Raw genomic sequence first — 22,002 nt, forward strand, 5'->3', positions numbered from 1 at the left:
CGCGATGAACCATAAAAAAGCCCACTCAAAGCGGGCTAATTTATCTGTATCACTCACGTTGTAATAAGCAGAGTTCAAAGTCTTTGTAGGAGAAGACTTTAAACTTTAAGACAACGATTATGATGGCTTGTTTCACGGCGAATCATATCAAAGTCTATGTAAAAAACAACGTGCTAAACTTACTTAAACGAGTATATGGGCATGTTTCAAAAGTTAAACTCTTTACTAGATGTAATAGAATCAGTTTTAGCGATTATCGACTTCTTAGTTGCTGAAGACTTTCAACTACCTACAGCTATTATGGCTTTTATCACCAGATTTAGTTTTTAGATTTAGTTGGGCAGCCCTATCTTGGGCTGCTTTTGCTCACTTATAAGAACTCAACAAACTTAGAGAAGTCGCGTTCTGGCACTTTCATTGGCGTACAGCCCGGAGTACCAAGGTATAGGAAGCCAACAATTTCATCGTCGCCTTCTAGGCCAAATGCTTGGTGTACTTCTGGGTGGAACATCCATTTACCTGAGCGCCAAAAGCCTTGGAAACCTTGTGCGACTGCGGCCATTTGCATCGCCTGTGCAGCACAACCCGCAGACAGATGTTGTTCGATAGCAGGCACTTTCTCGTGCTCAGTTACTTTGGCAATCACAGTAATCACCATCGGAGCTCGGAACGGCGCTTTTTTTACTTTCTCGATAACCGCTTCTTCGCTGTCATCCGCTTCAGCGGCGCGCACCAAGATGTCTGAAAGCTTTTGTAGGCCTGAACCTTGCGCGATAACAAAGCGCCATGGTGTTAGTGCACCGTGGTCTGGAGCACGCAGCCCTGCTTTGATGATGTTTTCTAACGCCACACCTTCAGGTGCCGGATCAGAGAGTTTTGCGATTGAGCGTCTGTTGAGCAATAGATCCAAAGCATCCATTTGAAGTCCTTACTATTTCTTTATTATTTGTATACTTGAACTTTAGCACAGAATACAAACGATAATAAATCTCAACGGCTGTCCATTTAGGCTAGATTAGAAACAATAAAGGCTCCTAAATCTATGACTTAGGAGCCTTGTTCAAAATCTAACTCAGCGAATTAAGTAACAATATCTACCGATAAAATTACAGCTTGATAGCTGATTCTATAACTTAATCGCTAGCTCAACACCTTGACGGATAGCGCGTACCGCATCTAACTCACCGGCATAATCGGCGCCGCCTATCACATGCAGTTTGCCACCAAACTCTTGCCACATGTCTTCGAATGGACGAACTGACACCTGACCTGCACATACGATAACCGAATCGGCATCCAGCACCTGCTCTTTCTTACCAACGCTGATATGCAGACCTTGGTCATCAATCTTGTTGTAGCTCACGCCACCCAGTAGATTAACACCGCGTTTTTCTAGTGTGCGTTTGTGAATCCAGCCTGTAGTTTTGCCCGGACCTTTACCAACACGACCCGCTTTACGCTGCATCACCCACACCGTTTTATCGCTGAATGAATCAGGGTAAGGGTAAAGTCCGCCTGGGTGTTCCATATTCTTATCGATGCCCCACTCATGCAGCCAATCGTCTAGGCTGTGTGAAGTCGGTTCTGTCAGCATGGTTGCCACATCGACACCAATACCACCAGCACCAACAATCGCGACCTTTTCGCCTACTGGTGTCTTTTCACGAATCAAGGTTTGGTAATCGACCACGTTTTCTTGGTCAATGCCCTCAATATCGAGCTTTCTTGGCTCTACGCCAGCCGCCATCACGACTTCATCGTACTTCAACAACATCTCAAACGTTGCCTCAGTATCCAGTTTCAGGTTCACGCCTGATGCGTCGATTTGGTTAGCAAAGTAGCGAATCGTTTCTCTGAATTCTTCTTTACCCGGAATCTGCATTGCCAATCTAAACTGACCGCCGATACGGTCATTTTTCTCAATCAAGTCAACCTTATGCCCACGCTGAGCTAAAGTCGTTGCACAGGCTAAACCGGCTGGGCCTGCGCCAACAACCGCAATGGTCTTAGTCGCTTGCGCTGGCTGAACAACAATTTCGGTTTCGTAACAAGCGCGTGGGTTAACCAAACAGCTCGCACGTTTACCTTTAAACACGTTATCAAGGCAAGCTTGGTTACAACCGATACAGGTATTGATGAACTGAGCTTGGTCTTGAGCTGCTTTATTAACAAAATCCGGGTCTGCCAAGAATGGACGCGCCATAGACACCATATCAGCCTGCCCAGAGCTAAGAATACGTTCGGCCTCTTCTGGCGTATTAATTCGGTTACATGTCACCACTGGGATCGACACGTATGGTTTCACTTTTTCCGTCACCCAAGAGAATGCACCACGTGGTACTTGTGTCGCGATAGTCGGAACACGCGCTTCATGCCAACCGATGCCGGTATTGATAATAGTCACGCCTGCTTCTTCCAGCTTTTGAGCCAATAGAACAACATCTTCAAAGGTGCTGCCTTGCTCAACCAAATCCAGCATCGACAGTCGGAAAATAATAATGAAGTCGTCACCCACTGCTTCGCGAATCGATTTAACAATCTCCAGCGGGAAACGCATGCGCTTCTCATAAGAACCGCCCCATTCGTCGTAACGCATATTGGTACGTTTACAGATGAATTGGTTAATCAAGTAACCTTCAGATCCCATAATCTCAATGCCGTCGTAACCCGCGACTTGGGCGAGTTCGGCACTGTTGGCAAAGGCACCAATGGTCTTTTTAATCTGACGAGGGCTCATCTCACTCGGTGCGAACTTAGCGATTGGCGCTTTAATACCCGAAGCACTTTGCGCGAATGGGTGCATGGCATAGCGGCCAGCATGCAGCAACTGAAGGGCAATCTTACCGCCATGCTTGTGCACGGCCTCGGTAACAACTTGGTGCGCTTTTGCATGCTTCACTTTACTGAATTCAGCACTAAATGGGGTTAATCTGCCACGTAAATTAGGAGAGAAACCACCGGTAACAATAAGGCCAACGCCTCCTTTTGCTCGCTCTTCATAAAACGCGGCGAGTTTGTGGAGACCTTCTTTATTTTCTTCTAAACCTGTATGCATTGATCCCATCAATACACGGTTACGTAACTGGGTAAATCCAAGATCGAGTGGTTCAAGTAAATGTGGGTACATGGCAGACATCACTTCTATTATTTTATCCTTGTGGTCTGACCACAGTATAGTTCAATCACCAAAAGTTCAAACAACCGTTTACATTTCTGTAACACCGATCATAATGCTGCACGTATTAATCGTTCAGAAGCCCTTAATTTGACTACACTTAATGAGAATATATATCGATTAACAATTCTTGGTGTAGTTTGAGCTTGGGAATTATCGTAGGATACTAAGCAGTTCATATTATTGAGATTAATGGTACTACGGCTTGTTAAAGCGACGTGATCTCACTGCGGAGACAGAATGAAAAAAATATTCAAATTTATAGGCATGTTCTTTAAAGGGATTTGGAAGCTCATTACGTTTGTACGTCTTGCGCTGGTTAACCTAGTCTTTTTACTCAGTATCGCCATCATCTACTTTGTGTACTTCCATTCAGATACGGCTCAACCGACGGTTCCTCAGGATTCGGCTTTAGTGCTTAATCTGTCTGGCCCTATTGTGGAACAAAGCCGCTATATCAATCCGATGGATTCGGTCACAGGTTCACTACTTGGCAAAGACCTTCCAAAAGAGAACATCCTGTTTGATATCGTTGAAACGATTCGCTACGCAAAAGACGATGACAAGGTTACTGGTATCGTTTTAGCTCTCAAAGAGCTGCCAGAAACCAACCTGACCAAGCTACGCTACATTGCTAAAGCATTGAATGAGTTCAAAGCAACAGGCAAACCGATTTATGCGGTGGGTGACTTTTACAACCAAAGCCAATACTACCTAGCCAGCTACGCAACTAAGGTCTTCCTATCACCAGATGGTGGGGTTCTTCTTAAAGGCTATAGCGCTTACTCGCTTTACTACAAAACGTTGTTAGAGAAACTAGACGTAAACACGCACGTGTTCCGTGTGGGCACTTATAAGTCAGCTATTGAGCCTTTCATTCGTGATGACATGTCAGACGCAGCGAAAGAGTCCGCTTCTCGTTGGTTAAGCCAACTATGGGGTGCGTACGTTGATGACGTCAGCAACAACCGTCAAATAGACGCTAAGACACTGAACCCAAGCATGGACACCTTCTTGAAAGAACTTGAGTCTGTGGACGGTGACATTGCAAAACTGGCCGAGAAACTTGGCTTAGTGGATGAGCTAGCGACACGCCAGCAAGTTCGACTAGAGCTTGCCGATGTTTTCGGCAGTGACGGCCAAGACAGCTACAACGCGTTTGGTTACTACGAATACCGTGCAACCATGCTTCCAGACATGACCAGTGAATCTCACGACGTTGCCGTGATTGTAGCGAGCGGCGCAATTATGGATGGCAAGCAACCGCGTGGCACAGTTGGCGGAGACACCACTGCAGCCCTACTGCGCCAAGCACGTAACGACGATAAAGTGAAAGCCGTTGTACTTCGTGTCGATAGCCCAGGTGGCAGTGCCTTTGCTTCTGAAGTTATCCGTAATGAAATAGAAGCGATCAAGCAAGCGGGTAAACCGGTTGTTGTGTCGATGTCGAGCCTTGCTGCTTCAGGTGGTTACTGGATCTCGATGGGTGCGGATAAGATCCTAGCTCAACCAACCACACTAACGGGTTCAATTGGTATCTTCAGTGTTATCACCACCTTCGAAAAAGGGTTGAACGATATTGGTGTTTACACTGATGGCGTTGGCACCTCACCTTTCTCTGGTCTTGGTATTACAACTGGACTTAGCGATGGCGCGAAGGACGCGTTCCAAATGGGCATTGAAAACGGATACCGCCGATTCATCAGCCTAGTTGGAGAAAATCGCGGTCTGGAAGTCGATGTTGTCGACAAGATTGCTCAAGGCCGAGTTTGGACAGGTCAAGATGCGATTCAGAAAGGCTTAGTCGATGAGATTGGTGATTTCGATGATGCGGTTGCAGCTGCGGCTTCACTTGCAGAGCTTGAAAGCTACAACATCTACTGGGTAGAAGAGCCACTTTCGGCCACTGAACAATTTATTCAAGAATTTATGAACCAAGTTCAGATGTCGATAGGCCTAGATATTCAATCGATGATACCAAGCAGTTTACAGCCTGTTACTCAACAGTTAGCTCAAGATAGCCAGCTGTTAGGCAACTTTAACGACCCACAAGGCCGATACGCTTTCTGCTTAAATTGCCAAGTTCAATAAGTTGAGCCAATAACTCAATAGCTAAGGGGTGCCTCTGTGTGAGGTGCCTCTTTTTATTGCATGATAATTCGCTATAATCGCCCCCCTGTTCCCTACATCACACTAAGTATTAATCGCCATGGAAAGAAAACACATCTATATCGCGTACACCGGCGGCACAATTGGCATGCAGAAGTCTATTGACCACGGCTATGTTCCTGTCGCAGGTTTCATGGATAAGCAGCTAGCTGGCATGCCTGAATTCCATCGCCCAGAGATGCCTGAGTACACCATTCACGAATACTCTCCATTAATGGACTCTTCAGATATGACGCCACTTGATTGGCAGACTATCGCTGATGACATTCGCGCGAACTACGATAAGTACGATGGTTTCGTTATCCTGCATGGCACAGACACTATGGCTTACACTGCCTCAGCACTGTCTTTCATGCTTGAAAACCTCGGCAAACCTGTGATTGTTACGGGCTCTCAGATCCCATTAGCAGAGCTTCGTTCAGACGGACAAGCAAACCTGCTGAATGCGCTACACATTGCGGCAAACTACCCAATCAACGAAGTGACACTGTTCTTCAACAACAAGTTGATGCGTGGTAACCGAAGCACTAAATCACACGCAGATGGCTTCAATGCGTTTACGTCTCCAAACCTGAATCCTTTGCTAGAAGCGGGTATCAATATCCAACTTAGCAATAACGTAAAGGTAAACGAACAACCTGAAGGTGCTTTCAAGGTTCATAACATTACTCCGCAACCTATCGGCGTAATCACAATGTACCCAGGCATCTCACACGAAGTTATCCGTAACACGCTATTACAACCTGTTAACGCGATGATTCTGCTTACTTTTGGTGTGGGTAACGCACCACAAAACCCAGAACTGCTTCAGCACCTGAAAGATGCCTCAGAGCGCGGTGTGATTGTTGTGAACCTAACTCAATGTTTGGCTGGCAAAGTCAACATGGGTGGTTACGCGACAGGTTGTGCACTAGCAGAAGCGGGCGTTGTCAGTGGTTACGATATGACACCAGAAGCGGCACTGGCGAAATTGCATTATCTATTAAGCCAAAACCTAGGCTACGAAGAAGTGAAGACTCAGATGCAACAAGTGTTGCGCGGTGAGATGAGCTTATAACCGGTTCAAGGATTCACGTTAAACCCAATTATTCTATGAAAGTAACGGCGGCTTAACGTGAACTAAATCGTTTTATTGCTTATAAATAAACGAGTTAAACTAAAAGGGGTGGCACATTGCCACCCCTTTGTTGTAATTTAAGCTTAATGATTCGGGTTAACCCTAACAATGTCTTCTTGATCTGACTTAAACTGTTTCTTTAGTTCAGACTTAGATTTAAAGCTAATCTCACCACCAGCTGCAATCGTCATATGTTGAGCTTCAGAGTTATGTTTAGATTGATATAACATAACCGCTTGCATACACGAGTCGCGCTGTTCTTTTGAGAGCACCGTACCTTCTGGCCATTTACCCGTTTCAACTGCGTAGGTTAAACGTTCGTAGACCTCGGGTGTCATTGCGCTAAGAAGTTGTTCTGCATCCATGGTAAAGCCTTAGTTTTAACAATTTTCACCAGAAAATAACCCGTAACAGAATTGAGTCAAGAACCTGACCAATAATAAGTGCATCTGATCACAAGTGAAGGAATATGAAAATTATGAAATGGTTGGCGATTAGCCTATTGCCTTTCACTCTGGTTGGGTGTCTTGAAGGGAACAAAAATACCGATCAACTGTGCCAAAGCAATCCGGGTCTTCAGTGTGAACAATTGAACATGAACGATGGGCAATGTCGTGTCGCACGTACCGACCTCATCTGGCATCGATTTGAAGTTCAGAAGCAACCCACCGAAATCAACAAAATTAAAGAATTCGAATTAGTCACTGCCTACAAAAAGTGCCTAGAGCTCGCGGCACAGATCGAAACGATCGATCAATCTAAGCTGCAAGAGCGTCGCTTTACCTCTTTAATGCACAGTATCGAAGAGTCTGAGCGCATTGTTGATGAGCTATCGAAATCTGATACACCGGAAACGCTTTACTTCTTGTGGTCGCAAACTGGGGACACCAATGCCAGACGCAGTTTCCTACAACTAGAAGGCTCTGAAGCGTTAAACACAGCTGAGATGCAATATGCCTTGGCAACCTTCTATACCACCCGCAATCATATAAAGACACTTAAGCTACTCAATAATGCGCTAACGCTTTCTAATGGCTCGGTAGCCAACACTGAAATCTTCAAGTCGATGGCCAGTATCAACCACAGCCTGGGACATATGGAAAAAGCGTACGTTTGGGCAATGGTTGCCAAAGACTTTGACGTGCCGATTGCTTCTGAAGCCGAGCTCACGGTGTTGTACCATTTCGACAAGGCAACCTATAAGAAGCTAAATAAAGACGCAGATAACATCGTCGAAGCGATTGAGGATGGAATTTACAGCCCTTCAATCGTCCCGAGTTACTGATCGCTTCATTTATAGTGTTCTTACTTAAGCTTCTTATTCACCTGCTTTCAAATAAAAACAGCTACCTTTTTGGTAGCTGTTTTTATTTGTACTAGAGTTAAATCTGAAATCTTGGGCGTTTCAGCATTCCTAAATCGACAAATGCGACCTGTAAGGATTAGACAATAGTTACAAGTTATTTCGTACTTTCGTCATTTTTGTTGAAAATTAACGACACTGAATTAACACAGAACCGTTCACCTGTGGTCTTCGGGCCATCTGGAAAAACGTGACCTAAATGGCTATCACAGGCGGTACAACGGATCTCTACACGCTTCATTCCGTGACTTAGATCTTCTATATAGCGTACTGCTTCATCATTCACTGGGGCATCAAAGCTTGGCCAACCACACCCAGAGTCATATTTGTTATCCGACAGAAACAAAGGGCTTTCACAGCATGTGCAGCTATAGACGCCAGTCTTATGGTTGTGCAGTAACTTGCCGCTATATGGGGCTTCAGTACCACGCTCACGACACACTGAAAATTCGTCGTCCGTTAGGCGCTCACGCCAGTATTCATCAGGCTTTATCATATTTCCTCCCTTTTGAATCACGTTAATATCTCTCCACATTCTCAGTTATTATATTTACTTTTTTCTATAAAGGCTTGCATATGAGTCGTTTTGTAGCACATACTTTCTCACCAGGAAACATTGTACATATACACTCATAAGTGAATCATCATTTAGGGGTATTTTACCCAACTGGAAGGGTACAGAGCCACTTGCAATGGTCAATTTTCAATCACTTACACCCAATTGTTAAGAAAAGCGTCGCTTTTTTTTGACATTAAACAAGTTAAGTCGGATTATCTATTGCAGATGTATACTGGATTCTGTAATTTTACTACCAGTTATCTTTAATCAGAAATTAAGTTGTGGAGCAACTACAATGACTATCAAAGTAGGTATTAACGGTTTTGGCCGTATCGGCCGTTTCGTATTCCGCGCAGCTCAAGAGCGTGCAGACATCGAAGTAGTAGGTATTAACGATCTAATCGACGTAGAGTACATGGCATACATGCTTAAGTACGACTCAACTCACGGCCGTTTCAACGGTACTGTTGAAGTTGAAGGCGGTAACCTAATCGTTAACGGTAAAACTGTACGTGTTACAGCTGAGCGTAACCCAGAAGACCTTAAGTGGGATGCTATCGACGTAGACGTAGTTGCTGAAGCAACTGGTCTTTTCCTAACTGACGAGACTGCACGTAAGCACATCACTGCTGGCGCTAAGAAAGTAGTTCTTACTGGTCCTTCTAAAGATGCAACTCCAATGTTCGTAATGGGCGTTAACCAAGCATCTTACGCTGGTCAAGACATCGTTTCTAACGCTTCTTGTACTACTAACTGTCTTGCACCTATCGCTAAAGTACTTAACGATAAGTGGGGCATTGAGTCTGGTCTTATGACTACAGTTCACGCTACTACAGCAACTCAAAAAACTGTAGATGGCCCTTCTGCTAAAGACTGGCGCGGTGGCCGTGGTGCTTCTCAAAACATCATCCCATCTTCAACTGGTGCTGCTAAAGCTGTAGGCGTTGTTCTTCCAGAACTAAACGGCCTTCTAACTGGTATGGCTTTCCGTGTACCAACTGCTAACGTATCTGTAGTTGACCTAACAGTTAACCTAAAAGAAGCTGCATCTTACGAAGAAATTTGTGCTGCAATGAAAGAAGCTTCTGAAGGCGAAATGGCTGGCGTTCTTGGTTACACTGAAGACCAAGTAGTATCACAAGATTTCATCGGTGAAGTTCAAACTTCAGTATTCGATGCTAAAGCTGGTGTTGCTCTAACTGACAAATTCGTTAAAGTTGTATCTTGGTACGACAACGAAATCGGTTACTCAAACAAAGTTCTAGACCTAATCGCTCACATCTCTAAGTAATTTCTTTTTAGAAATCGCTTTAGATAAGCATTAGCGAAGACTGTTTTGAGCAGACTTTGAAAAAGGCGACCTTAGTGTCGCCTTTTTAATGCCTGCTATCTTTTAAACCGCGTCTGTCTAAGCTCATCAAGATAGCCCAAACGCAAAATTCAATTCTAATACTGACTCTGCTTGTTACTCATGAAAACACAAGCATCACTCTAGTCAGCATTTGAATTCAATTTGCTTAGAAGGATCATGTAATGGATTTATCTACTCTACCTGCACTGGCGGTACTTTCTGACAACGTCACTATCGTTGAACACGAAGGTGTAAAACTGGTTCGCGTTATCCACGATAAAGCAAACGCAGCGATTTCACTGTTTGGCGGCCATGTGGTGTCATTCCAACCGCAAGGTCAAGAAGACCTAATTTGGATGAGCCAACAAGCTAAGTTCGATGGTAAAACGGCTCTGCGTGGTGGTATTCCAGTATGTTGGCCTTGGTTTGGTCGCATTGCAGCACCAGCACATGGTTTTGCCCGTTCAAGTGAATGGCAATTGGTTGAACACCGTGAAAGCGAAGCTGGCGTGATTGTTAGCTTAGGTCTGAAGCCAAGCGAAGAGACGCTAGCAGTATGGCCTCATCAGTTTGATGCTCGCTTGAATGTTGAGATCGGCGAACAACTAAAAGTAACGCTGGACGTGAAGAACACTGATTCTCAGCCATGGACTTTCTCTGGTGCACTACACACTTACCTAAACGTTGGCGATATCCACAACACAACCACCACTGGTATGGGTGCTGAGTACATTGATAGCCTGCAAGGTGGCAAGATCTGCCAAGGTGGATCTGAACTGGTACTGACCGACACGATTGACCGCGTTTACACGCAACCAGAAGCGCAAATCTTTGTTGCTGACAAGAAGCTGGATCGCACGCTAACAGTTGAAAACCACGGTCATAACTCTGCAGTACTGTGGAACCCGTGGGCAGAAGGCGCTGCAAGTATGGGCGACATGCAAGACGATGGTTACCTAACTATGATGTGCGTAGAATCAACACTGCACGCGCCAAGCCTAGAAGCCGGTAAAACACTCCGGCCGGGTGAAAACCACCAACTGATCACTGTGATTAGTGCCCAATAACCGTATAAATACAGTTATAAAAAACGATTTTTGAGCGGCTTTATGTCGCTCTTTTACTTTTTGGTTTTAGCTCGTTACACTTGCGCTGTCTATTCTCCTTTAGAGGTCTCCATGACTTACCAATGCCCTTTGTGTCACCAACCTTTATCTCAAAACGATCGTACGTTTAAGTGTGAAAAGAACCATCAGTTCGACCTAGCGAAAGAAGGCTACGTCAATTTGATGCCTGCGCACCACAAACGCTCAAAAGATCCAGGTGACAACAAAGAGATGATGCAGGCACGTCGTCGCTTCCTTGAAGGTAACCACTATGACCCAATGCGCCAAGCGGTGGTGACGTTGTGTTCTCGCTATCTACCAGAAGAGACGCCTAGCCTATTGGATATTGGTTGTGGCGAAGGTTATTACACCAACGAAATTGCTGTGAATCTTCAAGAAAAGAAAGGGGCTACTTTTGGCCTAGACATTTCTAAGATTGCTATCAAATACGCCGCTAAACGCTACCCTGCTGTCGACTTCTCAGTTGCATCAAGCCATCGCCTACCCTTTGCTGAAAACAGCTTAGACGGAATTCTACGCATTTACGCGCCTTGCAAGGCTGAAGAGTTACAACGCACCATCAAAGATAATGGTGTGGTGATCACCGTGACACCAGCTAGCCGACACCTGTATCAACTGCGTGATGCAATTTATGATGGCGTTCGCTTGCACGACGAAGATCCAGAAGTGATCGAAGGTTTTACGCTTGAGCATCAAGAGCAACTAAACTATATGATGGAACTATCGGGGTCAGATGCATTCGACCTGCTACAGATGACGCCGTTTGCTTGGAAGGCGAGTGAAGAGTTTAAACTACAACTCACCGAGGCAGAGCAATTCAACTGTGAAGCTGACTTTATGCTGCGAGTGTACCGCAAACAAATTTAATTGATATTGATTATCGTTTGCATTGAAATCTTATCTTGCCTCCTTTAGTATGCGTGTTCTTCAAGGAGGCATTTCATGCAACGTATTATTCTTATCGGATTAGCTACTCTTCTCACGGCTTGTGCTAGTCAACCTGCAAAAGACACTTCTCAAAAAGTGGCTCAAACGGAATCCGTTTCCACATTCTATGACTACCAGTTCGCTTCTCCACAAGGCAAAACACTTTCTCTCGATGCATTACCCGAGCAGCTGATTGACGCTGATGTGGTTCTAATTGGCGAATGGCACACGCATTCTGCCATTCACCGCTTCCAAACCGACTTCTTAAAAGCGCGCCGCAACGCAACATCAAACATTGCGCTTTCAATGGAACAGTTCACTCGAGAGCACCAAGCCACACTTGACCAATACTTAAACGGCGAAATTGGCGAACAAATTCTCATGTCTCAAGCGGCAGCTTGGCCAAATTACGAAAGTGATTACCGCGCGTTAGTTGAGTTCGCAAAAGCCAACGACGTCGATGTTATTGCGGCAAATGCACCAAAGCCATTCGTGCAGTGTATTGGCCGTAAAGGATTGCCTTACCTAGACCAATTATCGACCGAGCAACGCCAATGGATTGCTGCCGAAGTGGATACTGGCGATAGCCCTTACAAAGAAAAGTTCATGGCTTCTATGCATCACGGTACGCCAGAGCAAACAGAAAAGCAGTTTGCCGCTCAGGTTACCTGGGACGAAACCATGGCTGAGTCGATTGTGGATTACCTAGCATCAAACCCTGATAAACAAGTGATTCACGTGGCTGGCAAGTTCCACACCGAGGGTGGTTTAGGGACGGCGGCATCAATTCTACGTCGTAACCCTGATTTAAAAATCGCCATCATCAGCCCGGTTGAAGCGATCTCATCGGATAGCGGTGATTATCAGCTTGAAGTGCTTTCGCCGCCGGCTCGCTTTGTAAAGAAAGAGAACCGAATGAAGGCATACAAGCATCTGTCAAAACGTAGCGCTAGCCTAGAGTGTGAGTAGGATCTGTTGATCCACTCTTCTAAGCTAAAGAGTCGATGGGCTAATCCTAGATAATTAGCCCATCGTCGCAACTTGATCACGTTCCCGTCATTCATCCTAACTCTATCTAAAATCAAACATTCTTATCGGCACAAGACTTGCTTAGTAAATAGACGATTTAACCAAGCAGACGAAAATGTAATGTGCGAATAAAAAAACATCACTATCGATGATTAATTACACAAGTTTTTCACACCTCTGCCGATACTATATTTAAGGATAGGTAAGGAGAGCTATATGACGCCAGTAGGAACGAGTAATACTCAGCTGTATTCGCCTTCGCAGATGAACGCTAAGAGTTCAGCTAACGAAGCTGAAAAGCCTACACCGCTTAAGGTTGAGCAAAATACGGTTAGGCTTTCTGATGAAGGCAAAGCACTCTTATCTGCCCTAAAAGAAATTGATAAAGAAGCGAAGAAAGTCGAAGCAGAAAACGCGACAGTTACCGATAAAGTTGAGTCATTCGCTCATGGTGCCTTGGGTATGGATCACCCAGATAAGATTGAAGAAGAAGATGATGGTTCTTATTCAGCGGGGCAATACCTGTCCGCAGCGGCAACCGTAGGCGGTATTCTTCTCGCACTCATTTAGCCTTGCCAACCTATCGCATTCTCTAGAATAAAAGCGATTTATCGTTACGACAATAGACCCGATTAGGTCTAAAAAACGAGTTCATTCCATAATTCCGCTCTCATTTTAATGGAATAATACTCGTGAAAAACACTTTTGAGCTTATCGATAAGCCAACCTTTTTTGGTGCTATAGCACTCCTACTCACGATAGTTTTCCCGCTCATTTTGTTCCCTGCACAGGGCGCAGACTGGATTGCGGTTGCGAAAACATTCATGACTGATCAACTCGGATTCCTGTATCTTGCTCTAGGTCTCGCAGCCTGTGCATTTATGGTGTACGTAGTATTCAGTGATATGGGACAAATTAAACTGGGCGAAGCTGATGAAGAGCCTGAGTTTAAAACTGCATCATGGGCTGCCATGCTATTTTGTGGCGGTATCGGTGCAAGTATCTTGTATTGGGGCTGTATTGAGTGGGCTTACTACTACCAATCACCGCCTTTCCAACTAGAACCTGGCAGTGAAGAAGCAGTACGCTGGGCTGCGACCTACGGCCTATTCCACTGGGGACCAATCGCATGGTCTATCTACCTAATCCCGGCAATTCCTATCGCTTACTTCTTCTACGTACGTAAACAACCTGTTCTAAAGATTTCAAGCGCATTAATGCCTGTTCTTGGTGAACACCGTAGTAAAGGCGTACCAGGAAAGATCGTTGATATCCTATTCATTTTCGGTCTATTAGGCGGCGCTGCAACAACATTAGGTTTAGCCGCTCCTCTGATCACTGAAGGTCTAAATCACCTATTTGGTCTACCTAAAAATAACCTAACGCAAGTGATGGTGCTTTTAGTGTGTACTGCGATTTTTGCTTACTCATCTTATGCTGGATTGGAAAAAGGCATCAAGATCCTAAGTAACATCAACTTCTGGGGTGCGATGGGTCTACTGGCTTTCGTTCTGATCGCGGGTCCAACAATCTTCATGTTAGAAACAGGCTTAGACTCAATTGGTCGTCTACTGTCTAACTTCTTCGTGATGGCAACGTGGGCTGAACCATTTGGTGGTTACGGTACATTCGAAAACACTCACTTCCCACAAGACTGGACGATTTTCTACTGGGCATGGTGGCTAGTATTTGCACCGAGTATGGGTCTGTTTGTTGCGCGTATCTCTCGCGGCAGAACCATCAAACAAATGGTGTCAGGGTCGATCTTCTTTGGTTCTCTAGGTTGTTTCCTGTTCTTCATGATCTTAGGTAACTACGGCCTATCACTGCAGCTTTCTGGTGAGCTAGATGTCGTTGCCATTTTGAATGCGGAAGGCGCAACCAAAGCTATCTTCTCGATGCTTGCACAATTGCCAATGAGCACGCTGGTTATCGCTGTATTTACAATGCTGTGTATCATTTTCACGGCAACAACATTTGACTCTATCTCATACATCCTAGCGTCTGTTGTACAAAATAACGTGACCGAAGAGCCAATGCGCTGGAACCGTATGTTCTGGGCATTTACTCTGTCGTTCTTACCAACGATTCTAATGTTCTTAGGCGGTCTAAGTACGCTACAAACGGCGGCGATTGTTGGTGGCTTACCACTGCTTGCTATCTCTGTGATGCTGATGATTTCAGCGGTTCGTGCGACTAACCTCGACCTACGCCATCAAGATGCGTATATCGAGCCAACGATCAACATCGAAGAACTGCCAGACATGGACCCTTGGTCTGCTGAAGGTATGGCGTTGGCTCAGTTTGAGAAAGAAAGAGATGCAGCACAAGAAGCCGCAGAACTTGAGCGTGTTGCTTACACAGAACTTGCCGCAGTGAAGAAAGAAATTCGCGCTTATGTGTTAGAACAAGGTTCACAAATGGAAACTCACGAGTTACCAGAGAACCTACAACAAGCACTTGAGCAGGCCGAGAGTAATCTTAGTGCCGCACAAGCGAAAAAGATCGAGTTATCTGAGCAAGCTCAGAATGCTCGTATCACGTTCAATCAGGTGGTTGCAGACTTACCGCTTGCTTGACATTAGCCATGACACAGTCCATTGATTTGGACCCTCCTAAATACGACAAAGGCTCACAGAAATGTGAGCCTTTTTTTATTCGGGTGATTGACTAGTCTTCGTTAACTAGCGGTTCGGGTGGTTCAAGATGTGATCTTCCCAATCGACAACATCGATTTCGTATACCACTTTGTTACGAACGCTTTCACCTGCTGCATGCATCTCTGTTTTTGATCCGGTGATCAACGGGTGCCATTCAGGAATCGGCTTAGATTCTGATAAAAGGCGGTAAGCACAAGTGTCTGGTAGCCAGTGAAACTCATCGATCTTGTCACGAGTCAGCTTCAAACACTCTTCACCTGAAGTGAAGCGGTTCGGGTAATCTTTACACGAACATGTTTTGTCGTTTAACCAGCTACACGCCACATTGGTGTAGTAAACTTCATCGCTATCTTCATCCATTAGTTTATGTAGGCAGCACTTACCACAACCGTCGCAAAGTGATTCCCACTCATTCTCGGTCATCTGTTCTAGTGTCTTTTCTTGCCAAAATGGATTCGTCATAGGATTACTTCTTACTCTTTTACTGGGGTGCGTGTTATACCGCTAGCCCATAAAAAGTTCAAGGATAATAATTGTTCATTCTTTGATTCAATCAACAGCTGTCACTCTCATCATTTTTTGCTACTATCGCGCACCCTGTTATTTAGTGAGTTTAATTTGATGGAATGTCGCCTAGGTTGTGGAGCATGCTGTATCGCTCCAAGTATTACATCTGCTATTCCTGGAATGCCTAATGGTAAGCCTGCTGGGGTACGCTGCATCCAATTAAATGAGCAAGATCTCTGCAAATTATTTGGTCAACCTTCACGCCCGAAGGTATGTCACCAATTCAAAGCTTGCCCTGTCATTTGTGGTAAAACCGACCAAGAAGCGCTTGATAACCTTATTGAGCTCGAAGCAATAACTTAACAATACTTTTCTTCTTATATATGCCCAAGATTTCACAACTTTGATAGAACTAAACTATCTTATTGATACTGGTAAAGATTAATAAGGATAGTTATGAATAAGTATATCGCAGAAATGTTCGGTACGTTTTGGTTGGTGTTAGGCGGTTGTGGTAGTGCCGTCTTAGCCGCGGCTTTCCCTGATGTGGGAATTGGTCTACTCGGAGTTTCCCTTGCCTTTGGTTTAACCGTACTCACTATGGCTTTCGCTATTGGTCATATATCCGGTTGCCACCTCAACCCTGCTGTCACCATCGGTCTATGGAGTGGTGGTCGCTTTGATGGCAAGGATGTTGCGCCTTATATTATTGCCCAAGTGATTGGCGGTATTATCGCGGGCGGCGTGTTATTTGTGATTGCTTCAGGCCAAGCAGGCTTTGACGCTGCGGCATCTGGCTTTGCTTCAAATGGTTATGGTGAACACTCACCGGGCGGCTACTCGCTCACAGCAGCTCTCGTTTGTGAAGTGGTCATGACCATGGTGTTCCTATTCGTGATTATGGGCGCGACGGATTCGAAAGCACCCGCTGGGTTTGCACCTATCGCAATTGGTCTTTGTTTGACCCTAATTCACCTTATCAGTATCCCTGTAACCAATACCTCGGTAAATCCTGCGCGAAGTACTGGTGTAGCCGTATTTGTCGGTGATTGGGCCGTTTCGCAATTGTGGCTATTCTGGGTTGCACCGATTATTGGTGCCGTGATTGGCGCGATGATATACAAAGCGGTAAGAGGTTCAGATTAAGCGCTGAAAAACGTCTAAAGCAATAAAAGAAAAAGCCGCTTAGTGATGCTTCACCAAGCGGCTTTTTTAGATCTTATGACGACCGAGTAAGGAGTGCGAAAGCGTGGTGCCATCCACCAGCTCTAGCTCACCACCAACGGGAACACCATGAGCGATACGGCTAGCGTTCACTTCATGGGCATTACATAGCTCAGCAATGTAGTGCGCTGTCGCTTCCCCTTCAACTGTTGGGTTAGTCGCTAGGATTACTTCCGAGATATCACCACGACGCAGGCGGTAGTCCAAAACATCGAGACCGATGTCACTTGGACCAATACCATCAAGTGGTGAAAGATGACCCATCAATACAAAGTAACGACCTGAATATTGGCCAGTTGCTTCGATAGCTGCAATGTCTGCAGGGCTCTCTACTACACAGATTTGACCATTTTCCTGACGTTTAGGATTGGTACAAATGTGGCAAGTATCTTCTTCAGTAAAAGTACGGCACTCATTACAGTGACCAATTTCGGTCATTGCTTGGCTAAGAGCTTCAGCCAACTGTAGGCCGCCTTTTCTATCGCGCTGTAACAAATGAAAGGCCATACGCTGCGCCGACTTGGGGCCAACCCCAGGTAGACAACGTAAGGCCTCCATCAAATGCTCCAGCATATGACTGGTACGCATATTTAACCGTTCTAATGTTCAAGTAATAGCCTGTTCAACACAAACCACCACCTGAATTAACCTTTAAGAATAAGTTACTTAGAAAGGCATCTTCATACCTGGTGGAAGTTGCATTCCGCCAGTTACGCTAGCCATTTTCTCTTTTTGAGTTTCTTCAACGCGACGAGCCGCATCGTTGAAAGCAGCAGCGATAAGATCTTCAAGCATCTCTTTATCGTCTTCCATTAGGCTTTCATCGATATCAACACGGCGAACGCTGTGGCTACCAGTGATCGTTACTTTTACAAGGCCAGCACCTGACTCACCTGTAACTTCCATATTTGCGATTTCTTCTTGAAGCTTTTGCATGCGCTCTTGCATTTGCTGGGCTTGCTTCATCATGTTGCCCATACCGCCTTTACCAAACATGTTAATACTCTCTGGTCTAATTGGTTTATTAAAATTAATTAAGCTATACGAGCTTAAATGGGGGTTAAAACAGTGTGATTCAACCCCTCGATGTTCAGTTCTCAGATTTGCTTATCTGGGATGATATGCCGGTCACTAAACAAGAAAACGTTCTAGATAGGACGAACGCTGTCTCTGTCGAGTTCAGCGGCAAAACGTCTTTCAATGAACTGTACGTTGGCATCGTTTTCTAAAGCGGTAAACGCGTCTTTCAACTTACCTTGATACAATCGTTCTCGTAATTCTAGCGGCGTTTCTCCACCATCACCGATTTCAACACTCAAATGACACTCTTCCCCAAGCACAGTATTGAGAGACTGCAATAGCTCACTCTGTGCACGGTCCGTATTCAAGTGAGCTTGGCTCGCTCTTAACGTTAAAGTGATTGATGTGTCGTTTTTAGCAAACACTGAGTTCAATGCTAACTGTTCAACAAGCTTGGCTGTCTCTAGCTTTTGAATCGTGGCTGACCATTCATCTTGAGCAATCGACTCTTGAAGCAATTTATCGACCATTTCTGGTGTCTTAATATGCTCCAACGCACGTTTGATCTGAGTAGGTGTAAGCTCTTTGCTCACCTCTTTCACTACAGGTTTAGACGGTTTCCAGCGATAAGGTTCATTATCGTTGGTCACATTTTCTGTCGAAGAGGCTGATAAAGAAGCTGGCGACACCCGCTCAGAACCACCGTGTTGCTGAGCAACTCGATCAAGAACTGAAGTTTTAGCTGGTGTCGCTTTAGCCTTTTTTGGCGCCGAGCCTTTGTTTTCTGTTGCCGCGCTGCCTCTACGTTGAGAACGTAATTGGTGGCGTAAACCACTCACAGGCGAAGTTGCACGCGCTGGCTGCTCTTGCGGAGCAGAAGGTGCAACGCTTGGCTGTTGAACCGGACTCTGGTTTTGATAATTCGTTTGTTGCTGCTGAGGCTGCTCTGCACCGTAGCTTGGACGCTCATCATAAGCAGGAGGCGCGTCATACTGGCTATGCGGGTAATCCTGCTCAGGATAACCTTGGTTGCCTGAATGTTCAGCGTAACCTTGCGAATCTGAATACTGTGCTGGAGTCTGTTGCACGGGTGGCTGCTGCATAGCTTGCTGTTGAGGCGCCTGTTGTTGCATCTGAGGCTGTCTCGGAGCTGCCATTGGCGCAGGTTGACTCACTGACTGAGCAACGTTCTGAGCTTGAGCTGCTGGAACTGGCGCTGGGCTTGCCGACTGAGTCGAGATTGCCGTAGCAACCGCTTGTTCAGCTGGTCTAAATGCCAACATGCGTAAAACCACCATCTCAATACCAACGCGAGCGGTTGGCGACAATGGTAAGTCTTCACGACCTTTCAACACGATCTGGTAGTAGAGTTGAATGTCTTGTGGGCTAAGCGCTTTGCTCAGTAGTTCAAGCTTCTCAGCGTCAGGCTGTGCCTTATCTAATGTAGATGGCAAAGCTTGGAACATCGCAAGACGATGCAGTTGGGCCGCAAGCTGATTCAGCAAACCATCCCACTCAACACCGTTCTCAGCAAGGCTTTGGATACACGCCATCGCTTGCTGTGGCTGCTTACTGCTAATCGCTTCAAGCAAGTGGATAGCTTGGTCGGTATCCAGTGTTCCGAGCATGTGAGCAACAGTATCTGTTACGACATTGCCATTACCCAATGCGATAGCTTGGTCTGTAAGGCTTAGCGCATCACGCATACTGCCATCAGCAGCATGAGCAATCATTCCAAGCGCACGAGATTCAGACGTCACATCTTCTTGTTCAAGAATATGATCGAGCTGCTCGTGAATATTATCAACGCTGATCGGCTTAAGATGGAACTGCAAACAACGCGACAAGATCGTTACTGGAAGCTTCTGTGGATCCGTTGTTGCGAGCAAGAATTTCACATACTCAGGCGGCTCTTCTAAGGTCTTTAGAAGCGCATTAAAGCTGTGCCTAGAAAGCATGTGGACTTCATCGATTAGGTAAACCTTGAAGCGACCACGTGCAGGCTTGTACTGAACATTGTCCAGAAGCTCGCGGGTATCTTCTACCTTAGTTCGTGATGCCGCATCGATCTCGAGCAGGTCAACAAAGCGACCTTCATCGATTTCTTTACAGGTTGCACATTCACCACAAGGTGTTGAGGTAATGCCTGTTTCACAGTTGAGTCCCTTAGCAAACAAACGACCGATGGTTGTTTTACCAACACCTCGTGTACCGCTGAACAGGTATGCGTGGTGCAACCTATTCTGGCTAAGGGCATTCTCTAATGCTGTTAAAACATGGGCTTGACCAACCACTTCTTTGAATTTGGTTGGTCGCCATTTTCGCGCTAACGCAAGATAGCTCATGAATAATTCCGAAAAGGATTAATGACCGTCGAATTCGCAGATGCTAAACACTTCTAGACCTAAGCCTTGTAAGCGCTTGTCACCACCGATTTCTGGAAGGTTAATAACAAATGCAGCGTGTTCTACCACACCACCAAGCTGACGAATCAACTTTGTTGTTGCTTCAATCGTACCGCCCGTTGCTAGCAAATCATCAACCATCAACACTTTATCGCCTTCAACGATAGCATCAGTATGGATTTCTAGAGTGTCGGTGCCGTACTCAAGCTCATAAGATTGTGCCACAGTTTGACGAGGCAGCTTGCCCGGCTTACGAACAGGAATGAAGCCAACACCTAGCTCAAGTGCCAAAGGCGCACCAAATAGGAAACCACGAGCTTCAGTACCAACGATCTTAGTAAAGCCCATGTCCTTGTATGTTTCCGCTAGCAGGTCGATAGTCGCTTTGTAAGCTACTGGATCTTCCATCAAGCTTGTTACGTCACGGAACAAAATACCCGCTTTAGGGTAATCAGGAATGCTTTTGATGCTTGCTTTGATCAGAGAGATTTTTTCTGTGTTCATAATCTTATGCACTTCATTAGGCCGCTTTCCAAACTCTCGTTAACGAATCAAACATCAACGCTCGGAATTAAGGAAAGGTACGATTGGTATTCATTGCAACGAGAGTCATAACTCTGATTGCTGAAATAATAAACGCCCGCTATACAAGCAGGCACACTGGCTTAATGGTAGTGATTTTCTTTGCTGTCAGCAACCAACTCATGGGTTGGAAGTCGCATAAACCATGTGAGAAGAATAACAAGTACACAAATTAGGAAAGCCTTGACCCAAATGATAGGGGCAAAGTAGATGGATAACGCAAAACTCAACAAGATAAAGAATACGCCACGCGTTTTAACTTGTTTGGTGACGGCACCGTGTTGATACCAATTGTTCAGCAAAGGACCCAGCGTTTTGTGCTCATGCATCCATTTATGAACTTTCGGATTGCTTCGCATGAAGCATGCGCTGGCAAGAAGGAGAAAAGGAGTGGTTGGCAGAACGGGCAAAACTATCCCTAGAACTGCGAGAAATATACAAAGGCCACCAGCAATATTGAGGCTTAAAACTCGAACGCTAATTGTGGCCTCCTTGAGTTAGCTATCACCAATCGGCGACGACAGCTTAACTAGAATGTTGCGTAACCATTGAATACGCGGATCAACGTAAGTGTTGCTGGTAGCAATGGAATCATTAAAAATGCGGCTAAAAATCCTAAAAAGTAGAATACATTAAACGGGTCTTGAAAGTCTTTGTTATCTGCCATGATTGCTTCTTGTTTTTGTTAGTGAAGGTAAGTATCCGGCGAACCAAACCCGCTTTGCTAAATCGACATTTAACAAAAAAGGCATAGCCACACCATTTGCGCAACTATACCTTAATCAAT

At 45.3% G+C, this 22,002-nt stretch carries 22 protein-coding genes; 11 read left to right on the forward strand and 11 right to left on the reverse strand.

Annotation, left to right across the window (positions count from 1 at the left end; genetic code table 11):
- Positions 1–370: 370 nt before the first annotated feature.
- Both AB4185_RS16605 and AB4185_RS16610 read right to left on the reverse strand, forming a co-directional pair.
- A complete protein-coding gene (locus AB4185_RS16605; RefSeq protein WP_017059376.1) occupies positions 371–919 on the reverse strand; it encodes an NAD(P)H nitroreductase in 549 nt (182 codons plus the stop codon).
- A gap of 207 nt (positions 920–1,126) precedes the next feature.
- Positions 1,127–3,136, reverse strand: a complete 2,010-nt coding sequence (locus AB4185_RS16610; protein ID WP_017070327.1) for an NADPH-dependent 2,4-dienoyl-CoA reductase — start codon at positions 3,134–3,136, stop codon at positions 1,127–1,129.
- 279 nt (positions 3,137–3,415) lie between these two features.
- On the opposite strand from AB4185_RS16610, the gene sppA reads away from it, so the two are divergent.
- Together sppA and ansA are read left to right on the forward strand one after the other, a co-directional pair.
- Entirely contained in the window at positions 3,416–5,266 is a 1,851-nt protein-coding gene (gene sppA / locus AB4185_RS16615) for a signal peptide peptidase SppA (protein WP_372135678.1), read from the forward strand.
- Between the two features lie 118 nt (positions 5,267–5,384).
- Entirely contained in the window at positions 5,385–6,401 is a 1,017-nt protein-coding gene (gene ansA / locus AB4185_RS16620; protein WP_048611533.1) for an asparaginase, read from the forward strand.
- Between the two features lie 143 nt (positions 6,402–6,544).
- On the opposite strand, the gene AB4185_RS16625 is transcribed toward ansA, so the two are convergent.
- Positions 6,545–6,826, reverse strand: a complete 282-nt coding sequence (locus AB4185_RS16625; protein ID WP_081230086.1) for a YeaC family protein — start codon at positions 6,824–6,826, stop codon at positions 6,545–6,547.
- 113 nt (positions 6,827–6,939) lie between these two features.
- Here AB4185_RS16625 and AB4185_RS16630 point away from each other — a divergent pair, with 113 nt between their 5' ends.
- Complete coding sequence (locus AB4185_RS16630) at positions 6,940–7,746, forward strand: DUF2989 domain-containing protein (protein ID WP_017059380.1); 807 nt, start codon at positions 6,940–6,942, stop codon at positions 7,744–7,746.
- Positions 7,747–7,921: 175 nt separating this feature from the next.
- Here AB4185_RS16630 and msrB read toward each other — a convergent pair whose 3' ends face one another.
- Positions 7,922–8,359: a peptide-methionine (R)-S-oxide reductase MsrB gene (gene msrB / locus AB4185_RS16635; protein ID WP_080582205.1), complete on the reverse strand. Its 438-nt coding sequence runs from the start codon at positions 8,357–8,359 to the stop codon at positions 7,922–7,924.
- Positions 8,360–8,678: 319 nt separating this feature from the next.
- Between msrB and gap the strand changes: the two genes are divergently transcribed.
- The 6 genes from gap to AB4185_RS16665 all read left to right on the forward strand — a co-directional run bounded on the left by gap (position 8,679) and on the right by AB4185_RS16665 (position 15,396).
- On the forward strand, positions 8,679–9,674 hold the full coding sequence (gene gap, locus AB4185_RS16640; protein WP_017059382.1) for a type I glyceraldehyde-3-phosphate dehydrogenase: 996 nt from the start codon (positions 8,679–8,681) through the stop codon (positions 9,672–9,674).
- 242 nt (positions 9,675–9,916) lie between these two features.
- Positions 9,917–10,801: a D-hexose-6-phosphate mutarotase gene (locus tag AB4185_RS16645; protein ID WP_372135679.1), complete on the forward strand. Its 885-nt coding sequence runs from the start codon at positions 9,917–9,919 to the stop codon at positions 10,799–10,801.
- Between the two features lie 111 nt (positions 10,802–10,912).
- Positions 10,913–11,728 (forward strand): 23S rRNA (guanine(745)-N(1))-methyltransferase, encoded by an 816-nt coding sequence (rlmA, locus tag AB4185_RS16650; protein ID WP_017059384.1) that lies wholly within the window; start codon positions 10,913–10,915, stop codon positions 11,726–11,728.
- Positions 11,729–11,803: 75 nt separating this feature from the next.
- Positions 11,804–12,757: a ChaN family lipoprotein gene (locus tag AB4185_RS16655; protein WP_372135680.1), complete on the forward strand. Its 954-nt coding sequence runs from the start codon at positions 11,804–11,806 to the stop codon at positions 12,755–12,757.
- Positions 12,758–13,033: 276 nt separating this feature from the next.
- On the forward strand, positions 13,034–13,387 hold the full coding sequence (locus tag AB4185_RS16660; RefSeq protein ID WP_017059386.1) for a hypothetical protein: 354 nt from the start codon (positions 13,034–13,036) through the stop codon (positions 13,385–13,387).
- A gap of 122 nt (positions 13,388–13,509) precedes the next feature.
- The gene (locus AB4185_RS16665) at positions 13,510–15,396 is read left to right on the forward strand and encodes a BCCT family transporter (RefSeq protein WP_017063436.1); all 1,887 of its coding nucleotides are present in this window, start codon (positions 13,510–13,512) and stop codon (positions 15,394–15,396) included.
- 105 nt (positions 15,397–15,501) lie between these two features.
- Here AB4185_RS16665 and AB4185_RS16670 read toward each other — a convergent pair whose 3' ends face one another.
- A complete protein-coding gene (locus AB4185_RS16670) occupies positions 15,502–15,939 on the reverse strand; it encodes a YcgN family cysteine cluster protein (RefSeq protein WP_017059388.1) in 438 nt (145 codons plus the stop codon).
- A gap of 159 nt (positions 15,940–16,098) precedes the next feature.
- Between AB4185_RS16670 and AB4185_RS16675 the strand changes: the two genes are divergently transcribed.
- Positions 16,099–16,347, forward strand: coding sequence for a YkgJ family cysteine cluster protein (locus AB4185_RS16675; protein WP_017059389.1), 249 nt, complete (start codon positions 16,099–16,101; stop codon positions 16,345–16,347).
- 93 nt (positions 16,348–16,440) lie between these two features.
- The gene (gene aqpZ, locus AB4185_RS16680) at positions 16,441–17,130 is read left to right on the forward strand and encodes an aquaporin Z (RefSeq protein WP_017070317.1); all 690 of its coding nucleotides are present in this window, start codon (positions 16,441–16,443) and stop codon (positions 17,128–17,130) included.
- 66 nt (positions 17,131–17,196) lie between these two features.
- Here the strand turns inward: aqpZ and recR are convergent, their stop codons facing one another.
- The 6 genes from recR to AB4185_RS16710 form a co-directional block, all read right to left on the reverse strand.
- Positions 17,197–17,796 (reverse strand): recombination mediator RecR, encoded by a 600-nt coding sequence (recR, locus tag AB4185_RS16685; RefSeq protein ID WP_019823189.1) that lies wholly within the window; start codon positions 17,794–17,796, stop codon positions 17,197–17,199.
- A gap of 78 nt (positions 17,797–17,874) precedes the next feature.
- The gene (locus AB4185_RS16690; protein WP_017062338.1) at positions 17,875–18,204 is read right to left on the reverse strand and encodes a YbaB/EbfC family nucleoid-associated protein; all 330 of its coding nucleotides are present in this window, start codon (positions 18,202–18,204) and stop codon (positions 17,875–17,877) included.
- A 152-nt stretch (positions 18,205–18,356) separates the two neighbouring features.
- Positions 18,357–20,573, reverse strand: a complete 2,217-nt coding sequence (dnaX, locus tag AB4185_RS16695; protein WP_372135681.1) for a DNA polymerase III subunit gamma/tau — start codon at positions 20,571–20,573, stop codon at positions 18,357–18,359.
- 18 nt (positions 20,574–20,591) lie between these two features.
- Positions 20,592–21,137: an adenine phosphoribosyltransferase gene (apt, locus tag AB4185_RS16700; protein ID WP_017062340.1), complete on the reverse strand. Its 546-nt coding sequence runs from the start codon at positions 21,135–21,137 to the stop codon at positions 20,592–20,594.
- A gap of 161 nt (positions 21,138–21,298) precedes the next feature.
- Positions 21,299–21,670: a YbaN family protein gene (locus AB4185_RS16705; protein WP_029225617.1), complete on the reverse strand. Its 372-nt coding sequence runs from the start codon at positions 21,668–21,670 to the stop codon at positions 21,299–21,301.
- A 74-nt stretch (positions 21,671–21,744) separates the two neighbouring features.
- The gene (locus AB4185_RS16710) at positions 21,745–21,882 is read right to left on the reverse strand and encodes a hypothetical protein (protein WP_017067606.1); all 138 of its coding nucleotides are present in this window, start codon (positions 21,880–21,882) and stop codon (positions 21,745–21,747) included.
- Positions 21,883–22,002: the final 120 nt, after the last annotated feature.

It is taken from the genome of Vibrio sp. 10N.286.48.F5 (assembly GCF_041469785.1).
Taxonomy (GTDB): domain Bacteria; phylum Pseudomonadota; class Gammaproteobacteria; order Enterobacterales; family Vibrionaceae; genus Vibrio; species Vibrio crassostreae_C.

Coding starts and splice junctions, on each gene's coding strand:
- AB4185_RS16610 (WP_017070327.1), bottom strand. CDS start 3,136: ATGTCTGCCATGTACCCACATTTACTTGAACCACTCGATCTTGGATTT.
- AB4185_RS16625 (WP_081230086.1), bottom strand. CDS start 6,826: ATGGATGCAGAACAACTTCTTAGCGCAATGACACCCGAGGTCTACGAA.
- ansA (WP_048611533.1), top strand. CDS start 5,385: ATGGAAAGAAAACACATCTATATCGCGTACACCGGCGGCACAATTGGC.
- dnaX (WP_372135681.1), bottom strand. CDS start 20,573: ATGAGCTATCTTGCGTTAGCGCGAAAATGGCGACCAACCAAATTCAAA.
- AB4185_RS16710 (WP_017067606.1), bottom strand. CDS start 21,882: ATGGCAGATAACAAAGACTTTCAAGACCCGTTTAATGTATTCTACTTT.
- msrB (WP_080582205.1), bottom strand. CDS start 8,359: ATGTGGAGAGATATTAACGTGATTCAAAAGGGAGGAAATATGATAAAG.
- aqpZ (WP_017070317.1), top strand. CDS start 16,441: ATGAATAAGTATATCGCAGAAATGTTCGGTACGTTTTGGTTGGTGTTA.
- rlmA (WP_017059384.1), top strand. CDS start 10,913: ATGACTTACCAATGCCCTTTGTGTCACCAACCTTTATCTCAAAACGAT.
- AB4185_RS16670 (WP_017059388.1), bottom strand. CDS start 15,939: ATGACGAATCCATTTTGGCAAGAAAAGACACTAGAACAGATGACCGAG.
- AB4185_RS16605 (WP_017059376.1), bottom strand. CDS start 919: ATGGATGCTTTGGATCTATTGCTCAACAGACGCTCAATCGCAAAACTC.
- apt (WP_017062340.1), bottom strand. CDS start 21,137: ATGAACACAGAAAAAATCTCTCTGATCAAAGCAAGCATCAAAAGCATT.
- recR (WP_019823189.1), bottom strand. CDS start 17,796: ATGCGTACCAGTCATATGCTGGAGCATTTGATGGAGGCCTTACGTTGT.
- AB4185_RS16645 (WP_372135679.1), top strand. CDS start 9,917: ATGGATTTATCTACTCTACCTGCACTGGCGGTACTTTCTGACAACGTC.
- AB4185_RS16630 (WP_017059380.1), top strand. CDS start 6,940: ATGAAATGGTTGGCGATTAGCCTATTGCCTTTCACTCTGGTTGGGTGT.
- AB4185_RS16655 (WP_372135680.1), top strand. CDS start 11,804: ATGCAACGTATTATTCTTATCGGATTAGCTACTCTTCTCACGGCTTGT.
- gap (WP_017059382.1), top strand. CDS start 8,679: ATGACTATCAAAGTAGGTATTAACGGTTTTGGCCGTATCGGCCGTTTC.
- sppA (WP_372135678.1), top strand. CDS start 3,416: ATGAAAAAAATATTCAAATTTATAGGCATGTTCTTTAAAGGGATTTGG.
- AB4185_RS16675 (WP_017059389.1), top strand. CDS start 16,099: ATGGAATGTCGCCTAGGTTGTGGAGCATGCTGTATCGCTCCAAGTATT.
- AB4185_RS16660 (WP_017059386.1), top strand. CDS start 13,034: ATGACGCCAGTAGGAACGAGTAATACTCAGCTGTATTCGCCTTCGCAG.
- AB4185_RS16690 (WP_017062338.1), bottom strand. CDS start 18,204: ATGTTTGGTAAAGGCGGTATGGGCAACATGATGAAGCAAGCCCAGCAA.